25 protein-coding genes, 1 pseudogene and 1 riboswitch are annotated in these 24,406 nt (G+C 44.4%); of the genes and pseudogenes, 24 read left to right on the forward strand and 2 right to left on the reverse strand.

Features of this window, described 5'->3' with window-relative positions; all coding sequences use genetic code 11:
- Positions 1–5: 5 nt before the first annotated feature.
- From RRU94_RS12385 to yunB, 19 genes are all read left to right on the forward strand, one after another.
- Positions 6–1,772, forward strand: coding sequence for an acyl-CoA dehydrogenase family protein (locus RRU94_RS12385; protein WP_315694605.1), 1,767 nt, complete (start codon positions 6–8; stop codon positions 1,770–1,772).
- Between the two features lie 550 nt (positions 1,773–2,322).
- Positions 2,323–2,673 (forward strand): arsenate reductase family protein, encoded by a 351-nt coding sequence (locus RRU94_RS12390; protein ID WP_315694606.1) that lies wholly within the window; start codon positions 2,323–2,325, stop codon positions 2,671–2,673.
- A gap of 70 nt (positions 2,674–2,743) precedes the next feature.
- Positions 2,744–3,127, forward strand: coding sequence for a glycine cleavage system protein GcvH (gene gcvH / locus RRU94_RS12395; protein WP_251269796.1), 384 nt, complete (start codon positions 2,744–2,746; stop codon positions 3,125–3,127).
- A 202-nt stretch (positions 3,128–3,329) separates the two neighbouring features.
- Entirely contained in the window at positions 3,330–3,692 is a 363-nt protein-coding gene (locus RRU94_RS12400; protein ID WP_315694607.1) for a toprim domain-containing protein, read from the forward strand.
- A 1-nt stretch (position 3,693) separates the two neighbouring features.
- Positions 3,694–3,990 (forward strand): thioredoxin family protein, encoded by a 297-nt coding sequence (locus RRU94_RS12405; RefSeq protein WP_315694608.1) that lies wholly within the window; start codon positions 3,694–3,696, stop codon positions 3,988–3,990.
- An 88-nt stretch (positions 3,991–4,078) separates the two neighbouring features.
- Positions 4,079–4,184: riboswitch (SAM riboswitch) on the forward strand.
- A 71-nt stretch (positions 4,185–4,255) separates the two neighbouring features.
- The gene (locus RRU94_RS12410; protein ID WP_251269793.1) at positions 4,256–5,281 is read left to right on the forward strand and encodes a methionine ABC transporter ATP-binding protein; all 1,026 of its coding nucleotides are present in this window, start codon (positions 4,256–4,258) and stop codon (positions 5,279–5,281) included.
- Complete coding sequence (locus RRU94_RS12415; RefSeq protein ID WP_315694611.1) at positions 5,274–5,942, forward strand: methionine ABC transporter permease; 669 nt, start codon at positions 5,274–5,276, stop codon at positions 5,940–5,942. Before RRU94_RS12410 ends, RRU94_RS12415 begins: the two co-directional genes overlap by 8 nt.
- A 34-nt stretch (positions 5,943–5,976) precedes the next feature.
- Positions 5,977–6,831: a MetQ/NlpA family ABC transporter substrate-binding protein gene (locus RRU94_RS12420; RefSeq protein WP_315694612.1), complete on the forward strand. Its 855-nt coding sequence runs from the start codon at positions 5,977–5,979 to the stop codon at positions 6,829–6,831.
- 262 nt (positions 6,832–7,093) lie between these two features.
- The gene (locus RRU94_RS12425) at positions 7,094–7,273 is read left to right on the forward strand and encodes a YuzK family famiily protein (RefSeq protein WP_242234064.1); all 180 of its coding nucleotides are present in this window, start codon (positions 7,094–7,096) and stop codon (positions 7,271–7,273) included.
- A gap of 175 nt (positions 7,274–7,448) precedes the next feature.
- Positions 7,449–8,225, forward strand: a complete 777-nt coding sequence (sufC, locus tag RRU94_RS12430; protein ID WP_251269790.1) for a Fe-S cluster assembly ATPase SufC — start codon at positions 7,449–7,451, stop codon at positions 8,223–8,225.
- Positions 8,226–8,244: 19 nt separating this feature from the next.
- Complete coding sequence (gene sufD / locus RRU94_RS12435) at positions 8,245–9,555, forward strand: Fe-S cluster assembly protein SufD (RefSeq protein WP_315694614.1); 1,311 nt, start codon at positions 8,245–8,247, stop codon at positions 9,553–9,555.
- Positions 9,552–10,781 carry a cysteine desulfurase gene (locus RRU94_RS12440; RefSeq protein WP_315694615.1) on the forward strand — a complete coding sequence of 410 codons (1,230 nt, stop codon included), beginning with the start codon at positions 9,552–9,554 and terminating at the stop codon, positions 10,779–10,781. Before sufD ends, RRU94_RS12440 begins: the two co-directional genes overlap by 4 nt.
- Positions 10,771–11,205: a Fe-S cluster assembly sulfur transfer protein SufU gene (gene sufU, locus RRU94_RS12445; RefSeq protein WP_315694616.1), complete on the forward strand. Its 435-nt coding sequence runs from the start codon at positions 10,771–10,773 to the stop codon at positions 11,203–11,205. Before RRU94_RS12440 ends, sufU begins: the two co-directional genes overlap by 11 nt.
- Before the next feature lie 114 nt (positions 11,206–11,319).
- Positions 11,320–12,717: a Fe-S cluster assembly protein SufB gene (gene sufB, locus RRU94_RS12450; RefSeq protein ID WP_315694619.1), complete on the forward strand. Its 1,398-nt coding sequence runs from the start codon at positions 11,320–11,322 to the stop codon at positions 12,715–12,717.
- A gap of 482 nt (positions 12,718–13,199) precedes the next feature.
- Positions 13,200–13,532 (forward strand): DUF1904 family protein, encoded by a 333-nt coding sequence (locus RRU94_RS12455; protein ID WP_309088778.1) that lies wholly within the window; start codon positions 13,200–13,202, stop codon positions 13,530–13,532.
- Positions 13,533–14,017: 485 nt separating this feature from the next.
- Positions 14,018–14,863, forward strand: a complete 846-nt coding sequence (locus RRU94_RS12460; protein ID WP_315694621.1) for a DUF72 domain-containing protein — start codon at positions 14,018–14,020, stop codon at positions 14,861–14,863.
- 16 nt (positions 14,864–14,879) lie between these two features.
- A complete protein-coding gene (locus tag RRU94_RS12465; RefSeq protein ID WP_315694622.1) occupies positions 14,880–15,689 on the forward strand; it encodes a sulfite exporter TauE/SafE family protein in 810 nt (269 codons plus the stop codon).
- Between the two features lie 13 nt (positions 15,690–15,702).
- A complete protein-coding gene (locus tag RRU94_RS12470) occupies positions 15,703–17,058 on the forward strand; it encodes a bifunctional metallophosphatase/5'-nucleotidase (protein ID WP_315694623.1) in 1,356 nt (451 codons plus the stop codon).
- A gap of 41 nt (positions 17,059–17,099) precedes the next feature.
- Positions 17,100–17,831, forward strand: a complete 732-nt coding sequence (gene yunB, locus RRU94_RS12475) for a sporulation protein YunB (protein WP_315694624.1) — start codon at positions 17,100–17,102, stop codon at positions 17,829–17,831.
- A 100-nt stretch (positions 17,832–17,931) separates the two neighbouring features.
- Here yunB and RRU94_RS12480 read toward each other — a convergent pair whose 3' ends face one another.
- Complete coding sequence (locus RRU94_RS12480; protein ID WP_315694626.1) at positions 17,932–18,558, reverse strand: YitT family protein; 627 nt, start codon at positions 18,556–18,558, stop codon at positions 17,932–17,934.
- A 132-nt stretch (positions 18,559–18,690) separates the two neighbouring features.
- Here RRU94_RS12480 and RRU94_RS12485 point away from each other — a divergent pair, with 132 nt between their 5' ends.
- Positions 18,691–19,947 (forward strand): MFS transporter, encoded by a 1,257-nt coding sequence (locus RRU94_RS12485; RefSeq protein ID WP_315694627.1) that lies wholly within the window; start codon positions 18,691–18,693, stop codon positions 19,945–19,947.
- Positions 19,948–20,021: 74 nt separating this feature from the next.
- Here RRU94_RS12485 and RRU94_RS12490 read toward each other — a convergent pair.
- Positions 20,022–21,099: pseudogene (locus RRU94_RS12490) on the reverse strand (anion permease).
- Between the two features lie 361 nt (positions 21,100–21,460).
- Here RRU94_RS12490 and RRU94_RS12495 point away from each other — a divergent pair.
- The 4 genes from RRU94_RS12495 (at position 21,461) to RRU94_RS12510 (ending at position 24,367) form a co-directional block, all read left to right on the forward strand.
- The gene (locus tag RRU94_RS12495; protein WP_315694628.1) at positions 21,461–22,147 is read left to right on the forward strand and encodes a 2-phosphosulfolactate phosphatase; all 687 of its coding nucleotides are present in this window, start codon (positions 21,461–21,463) and stop codon (positions 22,145–22,147) included.
- Positions 22,144–22,974 (forward strand): phosphosulfolactate synthase, encoded by an 831-nt coding sequence (locus tag RRU94_RS12500; protein ID WP_315694630.1) that lies wholly within the window; start codon positions 22,144–22,146, stop codon positions 22,972–22,974. The genes RRU94_RS12495 and RRU94_RS12500 overlap by 4 nt, the downstream gene beginning before the upstream one ends.
- 163 nt (positions 22,975–23,137) lie before the next feature.
- Positions 23,138–24,052, forward strand: coding sequence for a lipoyl synthase (lipA, locus tag RRU94_RS12505; RefSeq protein ID WP_315694631.1), 915 nt, complete (start codon positions 23,138–23,140; stop codon positions 24,050–24,052).
- A complete protein-coding gene (locus RRU94_RS12510) occupies positions 24,053–24,367 on the forward strand; it encodes a YutD family protein (protein ID WP_251269771.1) in 315 nt (104 codons plus the stop codon).
- Positions 24,368–24,406: the final 39 nt, after the last annotated feature.

A 24,406-nucleotide genomic window follows, 5' to 3' on the forward strand; every position in this document is an offset into this window, starting at 1 on the left:
AAGGTATGGCAGCAAAAGGTGGTTCCTTTTTAATCGAAGACGTTCCATGCAGCGCAGTATTTACCCCGGAAGAATTTTCAGACGAACAGAAAATGATTGCTAAAACAACAGAAGAATTTGTGCTAAACAGCGTCATGCCACAGGTGCCCTTTCTTGAAAAGCATGAATTTGACCGGTCGGTAAAACTGCTGCAGGAAGCAGGAGAACTTGGGCTCCTTGCCGCAGATGTACCGGAAGAATACGGAGGCTTAAGTCTTGATAAAATAAGCTCAGCGTTAATCGCAGAAAAACTGGCCGCTGCCGGCGGATTTTCGATCTCACACGGAGCGCATGTCGGTATCGGCTCGCTGCCGATCGTGTTGTTTGGCAATGAAGATCAAAAAAAAGCGTATCTCCCGGACCTGGCTGCCGGCACTCGCTTTGCCGCCTATGCGCTTACTGAACCCGGATCTGGATCAGATGCTCTTGGGGCGAAAACGACTGCCCGGCTGAATGAAGCCGGAACCCACTATATTTTAAATGGCGAGAAGCAGTGGATTACCAATTCTGCTTTTGCAGACGTGTTTATTGTGTATGCAAAAATTGATGGCGAACACTTTTCAGCTTTTATCGTTGAAAAGCAATATCCAGGTGTATCGACCGGAGCGGAAGAAGATAAAATGGGCATTAAAAGCTCTTCAACGAGAACCCTTATTTTGTCAGATGCACAGGTGCCGGTCCAAAACCTGCTCGGTGAAGCAGGACGCGGGCATGTCATTGCCTTTAATATTTTAAACATTGGCCGTTATAAGCTTGGTGTCGGCGCTGTTGGAAGCGCCAAGCGGGCACTTGATATTTCTTTGAAATATGCTGCGGAACGAAAACAATTTAAATCGCCTATTGCCCAGTTTCCTCTCATGAAAGAAAAGTTCGGTACGATGGCTGCTAAACTGTATGCAGCGGAAAGCGCCATTTACCGGACGGTTGGTCTTTTTGAAGAGCGGATGAGCGGCTTAACGGCTGAGGAACAAAAGAACGGAAAAGCAGTCGCTTCCTCTATCGCTGAATACGCGGTCGAATGCTCTCTTGGCAAGGTTTTCGGCTCAGAGGTGCTGGATTACATGGTGGACGAAGGTGTGCAGATTCACGGTGGATACGGGTTTATGGAGGAATACGAAATTGCCCGCATGTACCGGGACTCCCGCATTAACCGGATTTTTGAAGGGACCAATGAAATTAACAGGCTGCTTGTGCCAGGCACACTGGTTAAAAGAGCGATAAAAGGGGAACTGCCGCTTTTTGAACGGGCTAGAGAGCTGCAGGACGAAATCATGATGCTGCTGCCGGAAGAGCCGGGAGATGAGGTGCTCGACCAACAAAAAATGCTTGTGAAAAGGGCTAAAAAAATAACGCTGCTCGCTGCCGGGCTTGCAGCTAAAACGTATGGTCCATCGCTCGAATCCGAGCAGGAAGTGCTCGCCAACATTGCGGATCTGACAAACCTGGTGTATGCGATGGAGTCGGCTGTGCTGCGGACAGAAAAAGCGATCAGTGTGTCGGGCGAAGAAAAAAACAGTCAAAAAGTGCTTTATACCGAAATTTTTTGCCAGGAAGCATTCAATGAAATAGAAGCCCATGCAAAAGAAACGCTCACTGCTGTCGAGTCCGGAGACGCTTTACGCATGATGCTGTCTGCCCTGCGTAAGCTCAGCCGCCATACCCCTATCAATGTTATTGCCAAAAAGCGTGAAGCTGCCGACAGGCTGAATTTATCCCTAAAATATACGGTGTAACAAATGCGGCCGCCTCCTTTTAAAAAGAGGCGGCTTTTTGCCGCCGCAGACAGTAGACAAATGATATGGATGATCGTGCATATGAATGGGATGGATCGACGGCGTCCAGCCAGTTCCGCTTTCCATGGGGCAGGCCGCTGAGCCCAGCTTCGCCTGGCGGCTCCACCGGTCTGCGCTGCCCTTCCGCCGCCAAGGGGCTCAGGACAAGATGGTATAGAGCTGATAAGGTCGTATCTTTCTGTTTAAAAAAGAGAAAATGTCTATTCTCTTTGCTTAATTGATCTGCAATACCACTTAGTGAAGCCTGCCGAACGAAGACTCCTGCGGGAAGTACAGTGGTCGGAAGACCCCGCAGGCGCAGCCGAGGAGGCTTCCGCACTGCCCTTAGAGGCGCGAAGTCCGGCAGGCTTCACTTATCGGCTCTTTTTTAAAAGCGAAAGACTTTGTCTACACACTGAGGCAGCTTTCTGCGGCCGTCCACCGGAATCCATTTCTTTGAAAAAGGATTTTGGACGCTTATGTCGAAATGGATGTGATGAGGTGATAGGAAATGAAGTTTTACTGGTATCCAAAATGCGGTACATGCCGCAATGCAAAAAAGTGGCTGGACGCGCATAATATTTCATATGAAGCCATTCATATTGTGGAGTCGCCGCCGTCAAAAGCAGAATTAAAAGATGCGTACGAAAAAAGCGGTCTTCCACTGAAAAAGTTTTTTAATACAAGCGGCCAAAAATACCGTGAACTTGGTTTAAAAGAAAAAGTCGCAACAGCCGATGATAATGAGCTGCTTGATTTGCTTGCTTCCGATGGCATGCTCATTAAGCGCCCGCTTGCTATAGACAATGATAAGGTAACAGTAGGTTTTAAAGAAGAGGACTATGCACAAAAATGGCAGTGATTTCTTGCTTTCCATCTTCATAATCAGTAAAGTGTAAAGTGAAATTATTCTTATCTGGAGGTACATACACATGAGCTTACCTAAAGAGCTGCGTTATTCTGAAGAACATGAGTGGGTAAAACAAGAAGACGGGAAAGTGCGGGTCGGTATCACTCATTTTGCTCAAGCAGAACTTGGTGATATTGTTTTTGTTGAGCTTCCGTCTGTTGGCGATACAGTAACAGTTAACGAACCATTCGGCAGCGTAGAATCTGTTAAAACGGTTTCTGAGTTGTATGCACCTGTCAGCGGTACAGTGGTAGAAATTAACGAAGAGCTTGATGACAATCCTGAATTTGTGAATGAATCACCATATGAAAAAGCATGGATGATTGTTGTCGAACCTTCTGATGCTTCTCAAATTGATGCTTTAATGACAGCAGAGCAATACGCAGAAATGACAAAAGAAGACTAAACAGGGGGACCGGCACCGTGCCGGTCTTTTTGCTTTTGGCTGGCAGCAGGCAGCGCGAGGGGCTTATATGTCACGGGAAATAAAAGCACAAGTGGAAGGATGTCGCTTTTATTCCATATTATTAGCCGCCGGGCCTCCTTCTTTTTTGCATTTTAGGCGAAAACGCGCCACAATAGAAGTATAATGTGCAGCGGGGTGATTGGTGATGATGGTAGAAAAAACGATTATCGTCGAAGGGTCATCTGATCGGAAACGGGTGGCTGAAATTGTAAAAGAACCGGTAGATATTATTTGCACCAATGGAACAATCGGCGTCGCACGTCTTGATGACTTGGTAGAGCAATTATTCGAGCGGGACGTATACATTTTAGTCGATGCCGATGCATCAGGAGAAAAGCTGCGCCAGCAGTTTAAGCGCGAGCTTCCTCATGCCCGGCACCTTTACATTGACCGCGGGTACAAAGAAGTGGCTGCGGCGCCGCACCGTTATTTAGCGGCTCTCCTAATGGGGGCTGATATTGACGTGCGCAGTGAGTATTTACAGCAGGAAGGAACACATCATTAAAATGAAAACAGTTGAATCAATCCTGGAATATACAGCCAAGCCTAAATCGGCTCTTTATGTGTATACATCGATGTGCGGTACATGCCAGGTAGCAGGGAAAATGCTTGATGTTGTTGAAGCGATGAATACAGATGTGCCGCTCCAACGCATCAATATAAATTATTACGAAGAAATCGCTCATCGTTTTGAGATCGAGAGCGTTCCGTGTCTTCTTTTATTTGAGCAGAGTGTATTAAAAAAGAAAATTTATGCTTTTCAGTCAGTTCCATATATATATGAAGAAATACGGTCACTTTAACAGGCCGTCGAATATTGTCGGAATTACAGAATGTTTTGTTGACATATGTATTCAGACGGTGGTAAAATCCATTCATAAATTAAAACGACTCTTATCAAGAGTGGCTGAGGGAATGTGCCCGATGACGCCCGGCAACCGTCTTTACAGGAAAAGGTGCCAAATCACACGAAGCAGCATGTTTCGGAAGATGAGAGAAAGGAAACGTCAAAAACGCCTTTCTGTCATTGTGACAGTCAGGCTTTTTTTGTGGAAAGGAAGTGATCCCGTGATTTTTATTGAGCAGGCAAAAAAAATATTTCAAACGAAGAATGGTCCGGTTAAAGCGGTCGATAATATAAATTTATCCATCCAGGAAGGCGAGATTTTTGGCATGATTGGCTACAGTGGCGCAGGTAAAAGTACACTGATCCGCATGTTGAACGGGCTTGAAACACCGACGGAAGGATCCGTAACCGTAGCGGGGCGGAAGATCTCAACGATCAAAGGATCTGAACTTCGGAAAGCACGCCAGGAAATCGGCATGATCTTTCAGCATTTCAACTTACTTTGGTCACGCACCGTACGGGAGAATATTGCATTTCCTCTTGAAATTGCGGGCGTTAGCAAAGCAGAACGCACGAAGCGTGTGGATGAATTAATTGAGCTCGTTGGCCTTCAAGGCCGTGGCGACTCATACCCGTCACAGCTCTCCGGCGGTCAAAAACAGCGGGTCGGTATTGCCCGGGCACTTGCGAACAATCCAAAAGTGCTTCTTTGCGACGAAGCAACATCAGCTCTCGACCCACAGACAACGGACTCTATTTTGGAGCTTCTTGTCGATATCAACCAGCGTCTTGGATTAACGATTGTGCTTATCACGCACGAAATGCATGTTATTCGAAAAATCTGCCACCGGGTAGCCGTAATGGAAAATGGTAATATCGTAGAACTTGGTCCGGTACTCGATGTGTTCCGTCGTCCGGAGCAGCCAATTACGAAGCGGTTCGTTCAGCAGATCACCGAACCAGAGGAATCAAAAGAAACAATTCAGCACCTCCTTACCGAGCATCCGGAAGGAAAAATCGTCAAGCTGACATTTGTAGGCGTTTCGGTGGAACAGCCGGTTGTAACTGAATTGATTCGTTCGTTTAATGTCGGAGTAAACATTTTGCAGGGGAAAATTTCTCAAACACAAAATGGCGCGTATGGCACGCTGTTTGTTCAAATTACAGGCGATTCGTCTGAAGTGGACAAGGCAGTCGCCTTTTTGGATGCCCAGCAAGTTGATTCGGAGGTGATTGAGTATGATTGAACAATGGTTTCCGAATGTTGACTGGGGAAAAATGTGGGAAGCAACCTATGAAACACTTTATATGACCAGTATTTCTGTTGTGATTACCTTTGTTTTAGGAATACTACTTGGACTGCTGTTGTTTTTAACATCAAAAGGACAGCTCTGGCAGAACAAAGCAGTGTACAGCATCACCGCCGTCATTGTCAATGTGTTCCGTTCGATTCCATTTATTATACTGATCGTGTTGCTGATTCCATTTACAAAAGCATTATTAGGAACGATCATTGGTGAAAACGCGGCACTGCCTGCTTTAATTATTGGAGCAGCACCGTTTTACGCTCGTATGGTTGAGATTGCCCTTCGCGAAATTGACCGTGGCGTTATTGAAGCAGCCCGCGCAATGGGAGCGTCCACTTGGACGATCATCCGCAAAGTGCTGATCCCGGAATCACTGCCGGCTCTTATATCTGGATTAACGGTCACAGCCATCGCTCTTGTCGGCTATACGGCAATGGCAGGTGTGATTGGGGCAGGGGGCCTTGGGAACCTTGCTTTCTTGGATGGTTTCCAGCGCAGCCGCAGTGATGTGACTTTAATGGCAACGATTGTGATTTTAGTTATCGTGTTTATTATCCAGTTTATCGGCGATACGGCTGTCCGTAAGCTTGATAAACGCTAATAAAATATATTTATTTTTTAGGAGGAATGTAACCATGAATAAAAAATGGCTTCTAGGCTTGTTAACAGCTGCCATTATGCTTGTGCTTGCAGCTTGCGGCGGCGGGGACAAAGCGGAAGATAAGGAATCGTCTTCAGGCGGTTCGTCTGAAGACGATAAAACAATTGTTGTTGGAGCATCTAACACACCGCACGCAGTTATTTTGGAGCAGGCAAAGCCAATCTTAAAAGAACAAGGCTACGACCTGCAAATTGAAACGTTCCAGGACTATGTACTTCCAAACACAGCGCTTGAAGAAGGCGATTTAGATGCAAACTACTTCCAACACATCCCATACCTTGAGCTTCAAGAGAAGGAACAAGGATATGACTTTGCAAATGCTGGCGCTATTCACCTTGAGCCAATGGCTGTTTACTCAAAAAAATATAAAAGCCTGAAAGACCTTCCAAAAGGTGCTACGATCATCCTAAGTAACTCAGTTGCTGAGCATGGCCGTGTATTGATGCTTTTAGAAAAAGAAGGTTTAATCAAAATCAAAGATGGTATCGATAAGACCCAAGCTTCACTTGAGGATATTGCTGAAAATCCAAAAGATCTTCAGTTTGACTACGATTACGAGCCAGCACTTCTTCCGCAAATTTATAATAACGAAGAAGGCGATGCAGTTGTGATTAACTCAAACTATGCCATTGATGCCGGCATCAGCCCGACAAAAGATTCTGTTGCGATTGAAAGCACAGATTCACCATATGCAAACTTGATTGTTACACGTACGGGTGATGAAAATTCAGAGAAAATCAAAGCATTGGTTGAAGTATTGAAATCAAAAGAAATTCAAGACTTCATTACAAAAGAATGGAACGGGGCAGTCGTTCCGGTTACAGAATAATAAAAAAGCGCCTGGTATGCAGCCAGGCGCTTTTTTTTACCTATTTTATTTTCTGGCAATTTAGAATTTGGGCGTAAAAGGTTTATATTCGGAGACAGCGGTTATATAAAGGAGTGTAACGAAGCTCACCCAGTGTGAGAAGGCTGGAAGAAGCCATACGGCTTTTGTGCCTCCTGGCAAGACTCTGGTAGGATAGAGAACGAAAGCCAGTTCTTCAAAAAAAAACGAAAAGGATTGATTCCCCATTAGTAACTCACTTGATATGAAGTACACAGAAGGTATGGAAAAAGCCATGCATGCATCGCATGGTGTCGGCTATGCGGAGTACAATCAGAAGCATGAAGTGAGAATGGATATTGAGCAGAACCGTGAGGAAGACTATCAACAGTCAAGACGTATGGTTGCTGACTTTAATCGTAAATTTACCAATCACCTTTCCTAATGAATAAGCAGAAAAACCGGTTGTAAAACCGGTTTTTCTGCTTTTATTTGAGAATACTTTATTTAATCGTTTTCCTAAGTTGAATATAAATTTCATTTGTTATAAGATTGTAATGAGAATAAATTGAGAATAGACACAATCGGTTTTCTCGGCCGATGAATACGGAGGGTAAAAGATGTCACAATCAACGTTAACAATCAAAAATCTTCACGTCTCAATCGACGGAAAAGAAATTTTAAAAGGGGTAAACCTTGAAATCAAAGGCGGCGAGTTTCATGCGATCATGGGACCGAACGGAACAGGTAAATCCACTCTTTCGTCTGCAATCATGGGCCACCCAAAATATGAAGTAACAGAAGGTTCGATCACGTTTGATGGTGAAGACGTGCTTGAGATGGAAGTAGATGAGCGCGGACGTGCAGGTCTTTTCCTTGCGATGCAGTACCCGAGTGAAATTACAGGTGTTACAAACGCTGAGTTTCTTCGTTCAGCTGTAAACGCGCGCCGTGAAGAAGGCGATGAAATTTCCCTTATGAAATTTATCCGCCAAATGGATGCAAACATGGACGTTCTTGAAATGGACCAGGATATGGCACAGCGTTACTTAAACGAAGGCTTCTCCGGCGGTGAGAAAAAGCGCAACGAAATTCTTCAATTAATGACAATTCAGCCGAAAATTGCGATCCTTGACGAAATCGACTCCGGTCTTGATATCGATGCATTAAAAGTGGTTTCAAAAGGAATCAATAAAATGCGCGGCGAAGATTTTGGCTGCCTTATGATTACGCACTATCAGCGTCTTCTGAACTACATTACACCTGATTATGTTCATGTTATGATGCAGGGTAAAATCGTGAAATCCGGTGGAGCGGAACTAGCGGAACGCCTTGAAGCAGAAGGATATGACTGGATCAAGCAGGAACTTGGCATCGAAGACGAAACGGTGCAGTAATCGTATAGGAGGAGCAAACATGACAGAAACAAAATGGTCAGTTGATGAATCAGCAATCCGCGATTTTTCAGCTACAAACAACGAACCAGAATGGCTGTTAAACCTTCGTCTGGATGCGTTTAACAAGGCGGCGGATCTTCCGCTTCCAAAGCCGGATAAAACGAAAATCGATAAATGGAACTTTACCGAGTTTGGCGCACACAGCGTACAAAGTGCAGCGTATACCCAGCTTACTCAGCTGCCACAGGCTGCACAAGCGGTTATTGGTGAAGAAACAGCTTCACAAAACATTTATGTACAGCGCAACAATACGCCTTCTATTTTAAACGTATCAGCTCAATTGAAAGAAGCAGGTGTCATTTTTACTGATTTTTCAACAGCCGCAAGAGAACACAGCGAAGTTTTCCAAAAGTTCTTTATGCAGCAGGTGGTCAAAGCAGATGAGCATAAATTAACCGCTCTTCATGCAGCGCTTGTAAACGGCGGTGTATTCTTATACGTGCCTAAAAATGTTGAAATTCAAGAACCTATTCAAGCTGTTTTCATTCATGACGATGCGCAGGCTGCGCTGTTCAACCATGTTATTGTGGCAGCGGATGCGAACAGTAAGGTGACGTATGTAGAAAACTACATTTCCACAGTGAAAACAGAGCAAGGTGTAGCGAATATCGTGACAGAAGTGATCGCTGGCGATAACGCACAAGTTTCATACGGCGCCGTTGACACATTAGCAGAAAATATGACAACATACGTGAACCGTCGCGGTATTACATCGCCAAATGCGCGTATTGACTGGTCACTCGGTATCATGAATGATGGCAATACCGTTTCAGAAAATGTGACAAACTTGATTGGCGATGGTTCCTTTGCGGATACAAAAACAGTAGTGGTCGGCCGTGGCAAGCAGTCAATGAACTTTACGACAAAGGTTGTTCATTTCGGCAAGCATACAGAAGGCTACATCTTAAAGCACGGTGTAATGAAAGATGAAGCAAAATCAATCTTTAATGGCATCGGCAAAATCGAGCATGGTGCTTCAAAATCAAACGCTGAGCAGGAATCACGCGTACTTATGTTGAGTGAAAAAGCTCGCGGTGACGCAAACCCAATCCTTTTGATTGATGAAGATGATGTTACAGCAGGACATGCTGCTTCTGTTGGCCGTGTTGATCCGCTTCAGCTTTACTACTTAATGAGCCGCGGTATTACGAAACAAGAAGCAGAACGCCTTGTGATTCACGGCTTCCTGGCACCAGTCGTAAACAACCTGCCAATCGAAAATGTGAAAAAGCAATTGACAGGAGTTATTGAAAGGAAAGTTCGCCAATGAATGCGAAAGAACTGAAAAAGTACTTTCCCATTCTTGATCAAGAAGTGAACGGTCATCCACTCGTTTATCTTGACAGCGCGGCCACTTCCCAAAAGCCCGTTCAGGTGATTGAAGCGCTTGATCATTATTACCGTTATGCAAATTCGAATGTGCACCGCGGCGTGCATACGCTCGGCAACCGGGCGACGGATTTGTATGAAGGCGCACGTGAAAAAGTACGCAAGTTTATTAATGCGGCTTCTACAAAGGAAATTGTTTTTCTGCGTGGAACAACGACAGCATTGAATCTTGTCGCTCAAAGCTACGGGCGTACGAACGTAAAAGAAGGCGACGAAATCGTCATTACGATGATGGAGCATCACTCCAATATCATTCCGTGGCAGCAGGTTGCCAAAGCAACAGGAGCTACTTTAAAGTACATTCCTCTACAGGAAGACGGAACCATTTCTTTAGAGGATGTCCGAAAAACCGTCACGCCTAACACAAAAATTGTATCGGTGATGATGGTATCAAATGTGCTCGGTACCATTAACCCGATTGCAGAAATTACGAAAATTGCTCACGAAAACGGAGCAGTTATGGTAGTGGATGCAGCTCAGGCGGCTCCTCATATGAAAGTTGATGTCGCACAGCTTGACTGTGATTTCCTTGCTTTTTCCGGCCATAAAATGTGCGGTCCAACCGGCATTGGAGCATTGTATGGAAAACAAGCACTTTTAGAGGAAATGGAACCAATTGAATTCGGTGGAGAAATGATTGACTTTGTCGGCTTATACGAATCAACATGGAAAGAACTTCCGTGGAAATTTGAAGGCGGCACACCGATTATTGCCGGAGCTATCGGGCTTGGCGCAGCCATCGACTTCTTAACAGAAATCGGCATGGATGCAATCGAGCAGCATGAGCATAAGCTTGCTGCGTACGCCATGGATAAAGTAACGGAAATTCCGGGAATTTCTGTTTTCGGTCCGAAAAGAGGAAAAGACCGCGCAAGTGTGGTAACATTTAATTTAGATGATGTTCATCCGCATGATGTGGCGACGGTTCTTGACGCGGAAGGCATCGCTGTCCGTGCAGGGCATCACTGCGCACAAACGCTAATGAAATGGTGCAAAGTATCTGCCACAGCACGTGCAAGCTTTTACTTGTATAATACCGAAGAAGATATCGACAGACTTGCCGCCAGTTTGTTAAAAACGAAGGAGTATTTCTCAGATGTCTTTTAATAATTTAGATCAGTTGTACCGCCAGGTGATTATGGACCATTATAAAAATCCGCGCAACAAAGGGGCCATTGAAGACGGCAGTGTGACTGTTGATATGAATAACCCAACGTGCGGAGATCGGATTCATTTGACGATGAATGTAGAAAACGGGGTTGTCACGGACGCGAAATTTGACGGTGAAGGCTGCTCAATTTCCATGGCTTCTGCTTCCATGATGACACAGGCGATCAAGGGGAAAAACATCGAGGATGCCATCAAGCTGTCTAAAGTTTTTTCTGACATGATGCTCGGCAATGACTATCCGGACGATGTAGACCTTGACGACATTGAAGCGCTGCAGGGAGTGGCAAAATTCCCGGCCCGCATCAAATGTGCGACACTATCGTGGAAAGCGATGGAAAAAGGACTCCAGGACCAGAAATAAACGATAAATAACGAACAAATAAAAAAGCAGGCTGAGGATCACGCCGCGAACGTCAGGTGCCTCTGAAAGCGAGCGTTTATCGTCAGCCTGCCATAACAACAGGAGGAATGCAGCATGGCTAAAAAAGCCCCTGAAATTGGCGATTACAAATATGGCTTCCATGACCGTGACGTATCAATTTTCCGCTCGGAACGTGGATTAACGCCTGAAATCGTAAAAGAAATTTCAAAAATGAAAGATGAACCACAATGGATGCTCGATTTCCGTTTGAAATCATTAGAGTATTTTTATAATATGCCGATGCCTCAATGGGGAGGCGATATGGCGTCTCTTAACTTTGATGAAATTACGTATTATGTAAAACCGTCTGAACGCTCTGAGAAATCATGGGATGAAGTACCGGAAGAAATCAAGCAAACGTTTGACAAGCTTGGAATTCCGGAAGCGGAACAAAAATATCTTGCAGGGGTTTCAGCACAGTATGAATCTGAAGTTGTATACCACAACATGAAAGAAGATTTGGAAGAGCTTGGAATCGTCTTTAAAGATACGGATTCTGCTTTGAAAGAGAACGAAGACATTTTCCGCAAGTACTGGGCGAAAATCATTCCGCCGACAGACAACAAATTTGCTGCACTAAATTCGGCTGTTTGGTCAGGCGGCTCATTCATCTATGTTCCGCCGGGCGTGAAAGTGGATACGCCGCTTCAGGCGTACTTCCGTATCAACTCAGAAAATATGGGCCAGTTTGAGCGTACATTAATCATTGTTGATAAAGATGCAAGTGTACATTACGTTGAAGGCTGTACAGCTCCTGTTTACACAACAAACTCACTTCACTCAGCGGTTGTAGAAATTGCAATTGAAGCGGGAGGATACTGCCGCTATACAACGATTCAAAACTGGGCGAATAACGTATTCAACCTGGTAACGAAGCGTGCCGTTTGTGAAGCAAACGCAACAATGGAATGGGTAGATGGAAACATCGGCTCTAAACTGACAATGAAATATCCAGCTGTTATCCTAAAAGGCGAAGGCGCGCGCGGTATGACGCTTTCGATCGCACTTGCCGGTAAAGGACAGCATCAGGATGCAGGGGCAAAAATGATTCACCTTGCACCAAACACATCATCTACAATCGTTTCTAAATCAATCTCGAAACAAGGCGGAAAAGTAACGTACCGTGGTATCGTTCACTTTGGCCGTAAAGCAGAAGGCGCCCGTTCAAATATCGAGTGCGATACACTTATTATGGATAACAAATCAACGTCGGATACAATTCCATACAATGAAATTTTAAACGATAATATTTCTCTTGAGCACGAAGCGAAAGTATCAAAAGTGTCTGAAGAGCAATTATTCTACTTGATGAGCCGCGGTATTTCTGAAGAAGAAGCAACAGAAATGATCGTTATGGGCTTCATCGAGCCGTTCACAAAAGAATTGCCAATGGAATATGCCGTTGAAATGAACCGCCTCATTAAATTTGAGATGGAAGGTTCTATCGGTTAATACCGAAAAACCCTTATTCATAAGGCTTTTAATAGAAGGCGAACTGTGATAAATCAGCTGTATACCAAGAATGTACCATGTCCAACTGGATTTCATTCTGAAAGGTGTGCGGCGGACTTATCCAGTTCGTCTTTTTTATTTTTTATAGTATCGAAGGTAAGTATTCAATCTTGTCTCGAAGGTCTTATGCTCCAGGCGATTTAAGGTATATTTAAGGCTTTCCCCTGTTTTAAGCAACAGAACCACATCTGTATATTTAAATCATGAGTGCTTTTGCTATATTCAACGCCGGCTTTTTTGAGATAATCTTGCATTGTTTTGCGAATAAGAGAATCTGTTAAATGATGTAAATTTCGGGGGGGATACCATCTTAAATCTTTTCCATTCACGTACTAAATCAGGGGCTGTTTTATTTGAGCGATTTGATATAAACTTTTCAGCAGAGAGCTAACAAATGAACATACATAATGGAGGGAATACAAGTGCCGCACTTAGTGATTCGAGGGGTATCGATTGAGGAGATGAAAAGAATCAGCAAGCCATTAGTAGAAGAGCTTGCAGAAATTTGTGAATGCGGGACAGATAATTTTACGTTCGAAGTGCCTCATTCCACGTTTGTATTTGATGGGGAAGAGATTCCGGCTTTCCCGCTTATTGAAGTAAAATGGTTTGAACGCGGGCAGGAAGCTCGCGATCGATTCGCCCAGTCTGTTACCAGACATATTATGTCAACAGGTGCTGATGAAATAGAAGTCGTGTTTATTCCTTTCTCCGAGCCTGCTTATTATATTAATGGCGAAAGAGTCGGCGACTAAAGGAAACATGGATGGAAAGACGAGGGGGACCTTTGCTGCCCCTTATTGAAGTAAAATAGTATCTAATAAGGAATGAATGAATAAAGAGGCTGGGGTACGGATGGATTTTTTAAGTTGTTGAATTCGATGCTTGCCAGGGCTTGGTACGATTCTTAAATTCATTCGGTTAAACAGTGTATCACAGCTGTTCCAAGACCGGACCACCTGCGTGGTTTGGTCTTTTTGATTGCCAGAGTAAAATGAAAGTATTTACAAATAATGAAAAAAGTAATGAGGAGTCAATGAGAAGGAGAAAGGGTAATAAGAAATCATACTGCAAGCTGCTTTTTTAAAGAAGAAAAGAGACGCTGGATTTACGAAGTGCATCTTTGGAATGCCATCTTCTTTTTGAGAAAGAAAAGTAAAATAAAGAGCTGGTATTTGAGATGCTTGAAATTCACAGCCCTTCCTACTTATGCTACACTTTTACTACGAGGTGATACGAGATGATTTATACAGGGGTAACCGGCTGGGGAGATCATGACACACTTTACACGCAAGGAGTCGCTTCCCGCGATAAATTAACCGAGTACGCAGCGCATTTCCCGACCGTTGAACTTGACTCCAGCTTTTATGCTGTACAGCCGGAGCGCAACATGCGGAAGTGGACAGAAGACACGCCAGACGGCTTTCGATTTGTAGTTAAAGCATACCAGGGAATGACCGGCCATGAACGGGGCGAAATTCCGTTTGACTCGAAAGAAGAAATGTTTCACGCGTTTAACTTATCGCTCACACCAATGCTCGAAACAGGAAAGCTCGCCATGGTGTTGTTTCAGTTTCCGCCCTGGTTCGACTGCACACGTGAAAACGTGACGTATATTCGGTATTGCCGGGAAAAAATGGGGAACGTACCGCTTGCCATTGAATTTCGGAATCAAACTTGGTATGAAGCCAAGTATTTTGATAAAACGATTTCTTTTTTAGAACAGGAGAACTGGATTCATACGGTATGCGATGAGCCGCAGGCCGGTGAAGGCTCAATTCCTATTGTGCTTCAAGCAACGAACAAAGAAAAAACGCTGGTCCGCCTGCATGGACGTAACCGGGCAGGCTGGCGGAAAAACGGTCAGAAAAATTGGCGCAAGGTGCGCTATCTGTATCGCTACAATGAGCATGAATTGCGGCAGTGGGTTGATTTTACGAATGAACTCCATAAACAGTCAAAAGATGTCTTCGTGCTGTTTAACAATAATTCCGGCGGCGATGCCGCGGATAATGCGAAGCAATTCTTACATTTAGCTGATATTCAATATGACAATTTAGCTTCGCGCCAGCTCGATTTGTTTTAGGAGGCTAGTATGTAGAATGGAATGGATTCTTTTACTCGGCATCGGCCTGCTCGCAGCAGCAATCGGTGCCCTTGTCGGACTTGGAGGCGGGATTATCATTGTGCCGGCACTGCTTTTTTTAGGCGGAACGGCACTGCTCGACCCTGTTTCCCCACAAGTAGCAGTGGGTACGTCGTCGGTTATCTTAATTATTACCGGCTTGTCTTCAACCCTTGCTTACATGAAACAGAAAAAAGTGGATTATAAATTGGGCTTTCTTTTATTTATTGGCAGCGCGCCGGGAAGCCTGCTTGGGGCTTGGGCCAATAAAGGGCTGAACATGGAGCAGTTCAGCTTGTTTTTTGGCTTGTTCATGGTGTTTATGTCATTTGTACTTATGTTGAAAAATCGGGCAAAGCCGCTGTTTGCATCGCGCGGTCTGACCCGGACATTTACTGACAACGAAGGAACTCATACATATTCCATTGAGCCGATTACCGGAACGATCGCTTCATTTGTGGTCGGCTTTTTAGGTGGTTTATTCGGCATCGGCGGCGGCTCACTAATGGTGCCCGCCATGATTATGCTGTTTGCGGTTCCCCCGCATGTAGCCGTTGCTACATCGATGCTGCTTATTTTTTTATCAGCAGGCGTATCGAGTGTGACACACGTATTTCTTGGAAACGTAAACTGGCTTTATGCAGCAGCGCTCGTGCCCGGAGCCTGGTTCGGGGCACAAATTGGGGCCTGGCTGAATGCCCGCCTGGCGTCAAAAACCGTTGTGATAATGCTTCGTCTCGTTTTGATTTTGGTTGGTGTCCGCTTGATTTGGCGGGGCATTTATTAAAGGTGGAATGAACATGGAAAAAACGATACATATTTACCATACAAACGATTTACACAGCCATTTTGAAAATTGGCCGAGAATTGCCCGTTTTTTAAAGGAAAAGCGGGAACTGCATGAATCGGCCGGAGAGTTCGTTTTCGCTTTTGATATTGGCGATCATGTGGACCGGGCCCATCCGTTAACAGAAGGAACGCTCGGCACCTTCAATATTGAACTGCTGAATTCATCTCGGTTTGATGCGGCTGCGATTGGTAACAATGAAGGAATTACGATGCCAAGAGAAGCGCTGAACGCTCTGTATGAGCAAGCCCGCTTTCCTGTTGTTTGCGCCAACTTGTTTGAAAAAAACGGAGAGAGGCGGCCGGACTGGGTTGTCCCGCATACTTTTTTTCAAGCAGGCAGCACCACTATTGCCGTTACGTCTGCGACTGCACAGTACACCGCTTTTTATGAGCTTCTGGACTGGTGCGTCACTCTTCCTATTGATGAGCTGAAAAAGCAAATTGCGATGCTGAAAAGAAGAGCAGATATTGTAATCGTGCTTTCTCATCTTGGAATGTATGATGATGAAAAGCTGGCGGAAGAAACAGAAGCGGATATTATTCTAGGCGGGCATACCCATCATACGTTTCATGAAGGAAAAGAAGTAAATGGAACATTGATGGCGGCAGCCGGCAAATATGGCTATTTTACCGGCCACGTGGAAGTGGATATCGATAAAGCCGGACGCATAGCTGCGAAACGGGCCCGTGTATATGAAACAAACCGGTCGCTTACACCTCCGCCAGATGAAAAGAAGCAGCAGGCGCTCTTTGAAGAGAAGGGGAAACAAGCCCTGTCTGTGCCGGTTGTACGGCTTCAAAAAGAGCTTTGGTGTGATTGGTTTAAGCCGTCTCCGCTTCCTCAAATGCTGACCGAAGCACTTACAGAGTGGTGCAGAGCCGACTGCTCCTTTTTAAATGCAGGCGTCGTATTGGGGAATTTGCCGGCAGGGGATATCACAAAATACGACCTGCATAAACTGCTGCCTCATCCTATAAACCCTTGTTTAATCGAATTGACAGGGGCGGAGCTGGCAGAAGTCATCCGGCAGACATGTGATGAAAAATGGCCACATCTGCAAATTAAAGGGCTCGGTTTTCGCGGAAGCGTCATGGGCCGATTTGTGTATGACCGCATCGAGATCGATAAGCCAAACATTTTCATTAACGGTGAGCCGATCGATATAAAGCGGACGTACAAGGTTGCAACCCTTGATATGTTTACATACGGCCATTACTTTGTGGAACTGCATCGTGCTTCATCCAAACGGTATTTCATGCCCGAATTTTTACGCGATATTATGGAATGGAAGCTTCTGCAACTATAAGCCTTCTTTCCCGCATACAATGCGGAAAAGGAGGTTTTTTTATGCGCAGGCGCAGGAAATGGAAAAGCCGTGCTTCATCATCGGGCCGCCGTCGCTTTTTAACTGTTGTTATTTTGTTTATTGCCGGCATTATTTTTGTTCTTTGGCTGATCAACCGGAATATTCAGCCAGTCATTTTAAACTTCGCTGAGGCGCAGACGAGCAAAATTGCTTCAATGGTTCTGCAAAAAGCGATCAGTGAGGAAATTACCGAAAATCTTGATATAAAAGATATCATGACGACTGAAAAAGGCGATGGAGGGTCGACGACGTTTAACGCGGAAGTGATCAACAGGGTGCTTGCCGAAGTGACCGATCTTGCCGAAGAAAACCTGGACAAAGCGGAAGCGGGTAATTTAACGGAACTTGAAGAGATCTCAGGTGTCGAAATTGATACGGAAGAAACAGAACGGGCGCAGGGGATTGCTTACACGATCCCGCTCGGACAAATTACAAATAACGCTATTCTTGGAAATCTTGGACCGCGTATTCCGATTCGCTTTCATGCCATCGGGGACGTGACATCGAATGTCAAAACAAAAGTGGAGCCGTTCGGTATTAACTCTGCTTATGTAGAAGTATACATTGAACTTGAAGTCAGCGTAGAAGTTATCGTTCCATTTGCGGTGGATACAACAGTCGTCAAACAAACACTGCCTGTAGCGATGGGGCTTGTTCATGGAACGGTACCAAATTACTATAATCCAGATGCCATCAATGTACCGTCAAAATAAAAAAAGCAGCCGCTGTTAAATATAAACCGGACCAGCCGACAGGGTGATCCGGCTTTTTTGTGTAAAGCGATAAAAAAATGCAAAGCATAAAAACAAACCATTACTTTTTACGCCAGATAAAATCAAAAGTCAGGATGTTTTTAGGGCGGGGAACAGTATACAGCCAGCCAATGGTTCTTGTAGACATCCACTGACAAATAAGGGCTTGGACGACAATTTCCCAAGCGATGGCATAAGCTGTGATCAGGAAAATAAAACCATTAATCCAAAAAAGCGGTTTACTGGGATTTACACGCCTATACTTGGCAATAATTAAAGCGATGACGCCAACTCCTCCGTTTGATACTCCCTGCCTTAATAAAATGGATACGCCTGTACCAAAAAAGAGGGAGCCAAAAAATAAATCCATCCAAACATTTGAAAATGGTGATTCTACGTATACGTTAAAGATGTTGACCGAAATAGAGGTAATCGTAATGCCGAGCAGTGTACCTAAAGCACTCATGCCCCCTAAATAGTGAACAGCGAACAAAAGCATGGAAGAATTAACAAGCCACAGCGCAATGCTTATTGGGATATCCAGCCAGTAATTCAGCAGTACAGTCAGCCCGGCACCGCCGCCGGAAGGAATAAAGTTAGGGAATAAAAACACGCCCATAGCGAAGCCCTGCATAACCGCTCCCACACTGACTAAAAAATACTTTCTGACTAAAGCGCGGAAGGTCAATGGAGCATAACTTTTATTTTTGGTTTTCAGAAAAAATCATCCCCAATTACATATAAAATGGCGTGCTCGTCCTCCTTTTTAAAGTGTATGCGGTACTGTATAAAAAGAATACGCAAGGAGACCATACATTTAATGAGCTGTCACAAAAACATTAAACGGGGTGTGCATGTGGGGAAACAGGCTGAGAAAGTAAGTGTATGGTGCGTTGTAAGTATGGCTTCCATTCCACTCGTTATGACATTAGGGAATTCCATGCTAATTCCGGTTTTACCAATATTGGAAAAAAAGGTGGGTATCTCCTCTTTTCAATCCAGTATGATTATCACAAGTTATTCGGTTGCTGCTGTTTTTTTAATTCCGCTGGCAGGATATTTATCGGATCGGCTTGGACGAAAAAAAGTTATTTTGCCCAGCTTGGTTCTTGCCCTGATCGGGGGACTCATTGCCGGATTTGCTTCCTGGAAAATGGCGGATCCCTATACCTGGATTATTATCGGCCGGATTCTGCAGGGGATTGGTTCGGCGGGAGCGATGCCTATTATCCTGCCGCTGGTGGGAGATCTTTACAAGGACAATGCGGAAAAAACAAGCGCCTGTTTAGGGACCATTGAAACATCGAATACATTTGGAAAAGTGTTAAGTCCGATCCTCGGATCTGTACTGGCCGCCTTTTTATGGTTTTTGCCCTTCTTTGCGATTTCTGTTTTTAGTTTAATCTCGATCGCGTTGATTTTTTTCTTTGTGAAAGTGCCAAAAGGAAAGCAGGAAAAGCCAAAGAAATTCAAGGAATTTGTCAGTGATACGAAAAAGACCCTTAAAAAAGAAGGGAAATGGCTTTTCACCGTTTTTCTTTTAGGATTTTATGTATTTTTGGTATTATTCAGTGTGTTATTTTACCTATCGGACATTTTGGAGAAAGTACATCAAATTTTTGACATCAAAAAAGGCTTTATATTAGCGATTCCGCTTTTCCTGCTTTGTATTGTGGCGTTTACAGTTGGGCGCAAAATCAAAGGGAATTTGCCAACTATGAGGAAAATTCTTATTATTTGTTTGATTGTTACATCCATTAGTGTGGTATTTGTTGGCTTTGTCAGCAAGCAGCTGATCCTTCTTTTGGTGGTAACCAGCATCCTGGGAATGGCGATTGGGGCTGTTATGCCTGTACTGGATGCCATTGTTACAGAAAACATCAAAAAAGAAGAAAGAGGCACCATTACCTCTTTTTTCAGTGCATCCCGGTTTGCCGGGGTAGCAGCAGGACCGCCTTTGATGTCGATCGTGATGGCAAAATTTTTAAATGCAGGGTATATTACAGCGGGCGTACTAGGGCTGATTATGTTATTTGTGGTTATGAAATTTATTCAGGTCAAGGAAATCAAAAACTGAAGACTTCCCTGTCTTGGCAGGACCGGACGATATGTACGTGTTCCGGTCCTTTCTTTATTTTTGAACGATCCGGCTTATTTAACTTTATTTCCTTCCTTTAGGAAAGCAGGCTTTGCAAGGCCGATCGGCTTAATCAAGCTGATCGAGCCAACTGTAGCTGCAAAAACAGAAGCCCCCACGATGACGGCATAAAGATCAAAATCCAAAAACAGCTTAACGAGGTTGTAAGAAATAACCAGAGAAAAAAGTGGAGACACGAGCCATACTTTCAGCAGCCTGCTGATAATGCCTTTTTGAAATATTTTTGCGCCTTCTTCCGAAAAGCCGATACCGAGAATACTGCATGTGGTCACCTGGGTCTGTGGAACAGGAATGCCGAATAGAGAAGCAATAATCACCAGTGTCCCGCCGAGACCAGAAACCGCACTTCCTTGAAGCAGACTCAGGTCGGTCAGCTTTTTCCCATTTGTTTCGATCACTTTTGAACCGAGCAGCAGCGCGCCCGCTGCGGTAAATAGTCCGCCGATCACAATCCCGTTTTCGATAGAGATCAGCCCGGAAGCGGCGAGCGGGCCGATCGAGTTGGCAACATTATTCATACCGGCTGAAAAAGCTTCAAGAAATCCTGTGCAGATCACTAAGACGGACAAAACTTTAACCCATTTCGGCTTTTTTAAAAACAACAGCCGAGCCTCTGCTTGTTTTACCCCTTTATTTAAAAGCCAGGCGAAAAAAAAAGGCCACAATTGGAATAAGAATCCAATATATCATAATCGTCAATAGCGTACTGATAAATACTTGTTTGTACGCCACCCCAACGCCAACAATCGCTCCAACCGTCACTTCACTTGTGGAAAGCGGGATCCCGGAAATATTGGCGATAAAAAGTGAAATAGCGGCCGAGCAAAGAATGATCAAGGAAATGTGAATGCTGATCAATTCTTGTGGAATAATCCCTGAACCAAGGGTTTTAGCTACTTCGCCGCCGCCTAAAGCCGCTCCGAGCAAAACGCCGATTCCGCAAATAACCAATGCCACCCGCCTGTTTTTTAACGCTCCAGAACCATAGGCAATGCCCATGGAGGCAGCGGCTCCGCTTGCACCGATATTGAGTGCAAAGAAAAGGGCTGCCAGAAAAGCCAATAAGGTAATCATTTTCCTGTTCCGCTCCTATCCACTCGGGTAACGCCCGCCTTCTATTTTCTCACTGGACTGGCATCTTGTACGGGTCATGCCAAAACAAGCAGCTGTATCTGCAGCTGGCTGCACTCCTTCCTGAAACAAACAAAACCAATAAATAGGTAAATTCCTAAAAGCAGTTTATTCAGCATTTAGAAAAGAGTTCGAAAGGAAAAAGCAGGCTGAGCATATGCCCAAAGAAGCAAAAATCAAGAACCATCTGAAAAATAGACGAATAAATTAGCTATATGCTGATAAGGTGAGAGACAAATGAGAGCTAACGTAAGCGGTTTGTCAGCAGGCAGAGAAAACGTTAAAAGGAGAGGAGCAGATAATGGCAGTCCGAATTTATCAAGGCCACTCTCACCAGCTGAGCTGTGCCGATGTGAATGTTGTGATTGATGTGATTCGTGCGTTCACTTTTGCCCACTACGCGTTTATAAAAGGGGCAGAGGAAATTTTACTGGCAGAAACAATCAATTCTGCCCTTCAAACAAAAGAAAAAAATCCCACATACATGCTGGCTGGTGAAGAGAAGGGGCTCTACATCCCTGGATTTGACCTTGATAACTCTCCAGCCAGCCTTCTTGAAGCGAACGTGGAGGGGAAAATTCTCGTTCAAAAAACGACCAATGGAGTAAGAGCAGCGTTACATGCATTAAACGCCAGCCATGTATTTGTAACGGGCTTTTCCAATGCGAAAACAACTGCTCAATACATTCGCCAGCTTGTCGAGAAAAACGCGGACATCAATATAATCGCTTCTCATCCGAGTGGCGATGAGGATCTTGCCTGTGCCGAATACATGAAAGCTATTATCGAAGGAGAGGAAGGCTGCTCCTCGTTTGAAACGGTTTCGAGAATTAGAGAAGCAGAGCCGGCACAAAAGTTTTTTGATGATAACCGGCCGGAATTTAAAAGTGCCGATATCGTCCTGTGTGTAAAAGAGCTGGATACTGGTTTTGTAATGGAAGTAAGCCAGAAAAATAATTTACCAAGAATTGTGAGGGTGAATGTATGAGGGACACAGGGCTGAACCTGCCGAAAAGAAGCAGTAAACCAAGAGGAAATGGGCTCACTGTTCTGATCGACAACGGGATTCCATTGCAGCTTTTTCAAGACACGATTAATAGTTCAGAAGCATACATTGATTTTGTGAAATTTGGATGGGGAACAGCGGTTGTCACGAAGCACCTGGAAGAGAAAATTGCCTGCCTGCAGGAAAATGGAGTGAACTTCTTTTTTGGCGGCACGTTATTTGAGAAGTTTGTCAGCCAGAAGAAATTGAGTGATTTTGAGAAATTTATTCAAAAGCATGGATGCCAGTACATCGAAATCTCGAACGGCACAATTGACATGACCAACAGGGAAAAAGCAGCTTATATAAAAGAGTTTGCTAAGAACTTTACTGTTTTTAGTGAAGTAGGGGCCAAAGACAGCGACAAATCTCTGCATCAAAATGCATCTCAATGGGTGGAATGGATTCTTGAAGATATCGAAGCCGGCTCAACCAAAGTGATCACCGAAGCGCGAGAAAGCGGCACAAGTGGAATTTGCCAGAGTAATGGGGAAATGCGCATGGAAATTGTGGAAAAAATACTAGAAACGGGAATAGATCTGCAAAAAATGATTTTTGAAGCACCCTCAAAAAAATTACAGACCGCTTTTATCCAAATAGCTGGTCCGAACGTGAACCTCGCTAATATTCCATTTTCTGATGCGATTCCACTTGAAACATTACGGCTTGGGCTGCGGTCCGATACATTTTCTTTAAGCGAGCGATGTCTAATGACAAAAGAGTATAAAGGAAATAAGATGTCTGCTGACAGTATAGAGTTCTTCATATAAAGAAAAAGCTGCATCCCTATTAACATAAGGGATGCAGCTTTTTCGTTTTTTATATTTTAACAGTCGGCCGTATTTTCTCCTGCTTTGAAGAAATCACCTTTTGCGAGCACTTGATAATTATGATAAAGTAGCGGTATAGTGTAAGCCGATTGGAGATGGAAAAATGAGTACGAAAGAGGAATACTTGCGTAAACCAGAATGGTTGAAAATAAAGCTTAATACAAACGAGAATTACACAGGATTAAAGAAAATGATGCGCGAAAAGCAGCTTCATACGGTTTGTGAAGAAGCCAAGTGTCCGAACATTCACGAGTGCTGGGCTGTCCGTCGTACAGCGACATTTATGATTCTTGGCAGCGTCTGCACACGTGCCTGCCGTTTCTGTGCTGTAAAAACAGGTCTTCCGACAGAGCTTGACCTGCAGGAGCCGGAACGCGTAGCGGATTCGGTTGTACAAATGAATTTAAAACACGTCGTTGTGACAGCTGTTGCGCGTGATGATTTAAAAGACGGCGGTGCTTATGTATTTGCTGAAACGGTTCGGGCCATTCGCCGGAAAAATCCATTCACATCGATTGAAGTGCTTCCTTCTGATATGGGCGGGATTGAAGAAAACTTACAAATGCTGATGGATGCCAAGCCTGATATTTTAAATCATAACATCGAAACGGTCCGCAGCTTAACGCCGCGTGTTCGTGCGCGTGCAAAGTATGACCGTTCGCTTGAGTTTTTGCGCCGCGCGAAAGAAATGCAGCCGGATATCCCTACAAAATCAAGCTTGATGGTTGGTCTTGGGGAAACAAAAGAAGAGATTATTGAAGTGATGGACGACCTTCGTGCGAACAACGTAGATATTATGACGATTGGGCAATACTTGCAGCCATCGAAAAAACACTTAAAGGTACAAAAATATTACCATCCAGACGAATTTGCCGAGCTGCGTGAAATCGCCATGTCAAAAGGGTTCAGCCACTGCGAAGCGGGTCCAATGGTTCGTTCTTCTTACCATGCGGATGAGCAGGTTAATGCTGCGGCAAGAGCGAAACACGCCGAGGGCGAAGCACAGGCGGCTCAATAAATGATTACGATTCAAAATGAAAACTATGAAATTGTCGAGGAACGGACAGAAGGATTTAATGAAGAAGCCTTCCGGGCCCGCTACAGCGATATTTTGGCGAAGTATGATTACATTGTCGGCGACTGGGGATATGGACAGCTTCGGCTTAAAGGGTTTTTCGAAGATGACAACAAAAAAGCGTCCTACGATAACAAGTTTTCGACTATACGTGATTATTTGCTGGAATACTGCAACTTCGGATGCGGCTATTTTATTTTAAAAAAGCTGCCTGTTGCGGCAGCACCGAAAAAACCAGCTGAGTCTCAAGGGAAATAACAGGCGGCGTGTTTGCCTATTTGTATGGCGCGATTCAAT

Origin of the sequence: Domibacillus sp. DTU_2020_1001157_1_SI_ALB_TIR_016, from assembly GCF_032341995.1 — a bacterium.
Lineage (GTDB): Bacteria > Bacillota > Bacilli > Bacillales > Domibacillaceae > Domibacillus > Domibacillus indicus_A.

Excerpts from the sequence above, each read along its gene's own strand:
- RRU94_RS12385 (WP_315694605.1), top strand. The coding sequence starts at position 6 with ATGGCAGCAAAAGGTGGTTCCTTTTTAATCGAAGACGTTCCATGCAGC.
- RRU94_RS12390 (WP_315694606.1), top strand. The coding sequence starts at position 2,323 with ATGAAGTTTTACTGGTATCCAAAATGCGGTACATGCCGCAATGCAAAA.
- gcvH (WP_251269796.1), top strand. The coding sequence starts at position 2,744 with ATGAGCTTACCTAAAGAGCTGCGTTATTCTGAAGAACATGAGTGGGTA.
- RRU94_RS12405 (WP_315694608.1), top strand. The coding sequence starts at position 3,694 with ATGAAAACAGTTGAATCAATCCTGGAATATACAGCCAAGCCTAAATCG.
- RRU94_RS12415 (WP_315694611.1), top strand. The coding sequence starts at position 5,274 with ATGATTGAACAATGGTTTCCGAATGTTGACTGGGGAAAAATGTGGGAA.
- RRU94_RS12420 (WP_315694612.1), top strand. The coding sequence starts at position 5,977 with ATGAATAAAAAATGGCTTCTAGGCTTGTTAACAGCTGCCATTATGCTT.
- RRU94_RS12425 (WP_242234064.1), top strand. The coding sequence starts at position 7,094 with ATGAAGTACACAGAAGGTATGGAAAAAGCCATGCATGCATCGCATGGT.
- sufC (WP_251269790.1), top strand. The coding sequence starts at position 7,449 with ATGTCACAATCAACGTTAACAATCAAAAATCTTCACGTCTCAATCGAC.
- sufD (WP_315694614.1), top strand. The coding sequence starts at position 8,245 with ATGACAGAAACAAAATGGTCAGTTGATGAATCAGCAATCCGCGATTTT.
- RRU94_RS12440 (WP_315694615.1), top strand. The coding sequence starts at position 9,552 with ATGAATGCGAAAGAACTGAAAAAGTACTTTCCCATTCTTGATCAAGAA.
- sufU (WP_315694616.1), top strand. The coding sequence starts at position 10,771 with ATGTCTTTTAATAATTTAGATCAGTTGTACCGCCAGGTGATTATGGAC.
- sufB (WP_315694619.1), top strand. The coding sequence starts at position 11,320 with ATGGCTAAAAAAGCCCCTGAAATTGGCGATTACAAATATGGCTTCCAT.
- RRU94_RS12460 (WP_315694621.1), top strand. The coding sequence starts at position 14,018 with ATGATTTATACAGGGGTAACCGGCTGGGGAGATCATGACACACTTTAC.
- RRU94_RS12465 (WP_315694622.1), top strand. The coding sequence starts at position 14,880 with ATGGAATGGATTCTTTTACTCGGCATCGGCCTGCTCGCAGCAGCAATC.
- RRU94_RS12470 (WP_315694623.1), top strand. The coding sequence starts at position 15,703 with ATGGAAAAAACGATACATATTTACCATACAAACGATTTACACAGCCAT.
- yunB (WP_315694624.1), top strand. The coding sequence starts at position 17,100 with ATGCGCAGGCGCAGGAAATGGAAAAGCCGTGCTTCATCATCGGGCCGC.
- RRU94_RS12485 (WP_315694627.1), top strand. The coding sequence starts at position 18,691 with ATGAGCTGTCACAAAAACATTAAACGGGGTGTGCATGTGGGGAAACAG.
- RRU94_RS12495 (WP_315694628.1), top strand. The coding sequence starts at position 21,461 with ATGGCAGTCCGAATTTATCAAGGCCACTCTCACCAGCTGAGCTGTGCC.
- RRU94_RS12500 (WP_315694630.1), top strand. The coding sequence starts at position 22,144 with ATGAGGGACACAGGGCTGAACCTGCCGAAAAGAAGCAGTAAACCAAGA.
- lipA (WP_315694631.1), top strand. The coding sequence starts at position 23,138 with ATGAGTACGAAAGAGGAATACTTGCGTAAACCAGAATGGTTGAAAATA.
- RRU94_RS12510 (WP_251269771.1), top strand. The coding sequence starts at position 24,053 with ATGATTACGATTCAAAATGAAAACTATGAAATTGTCGAGGAACGGACA.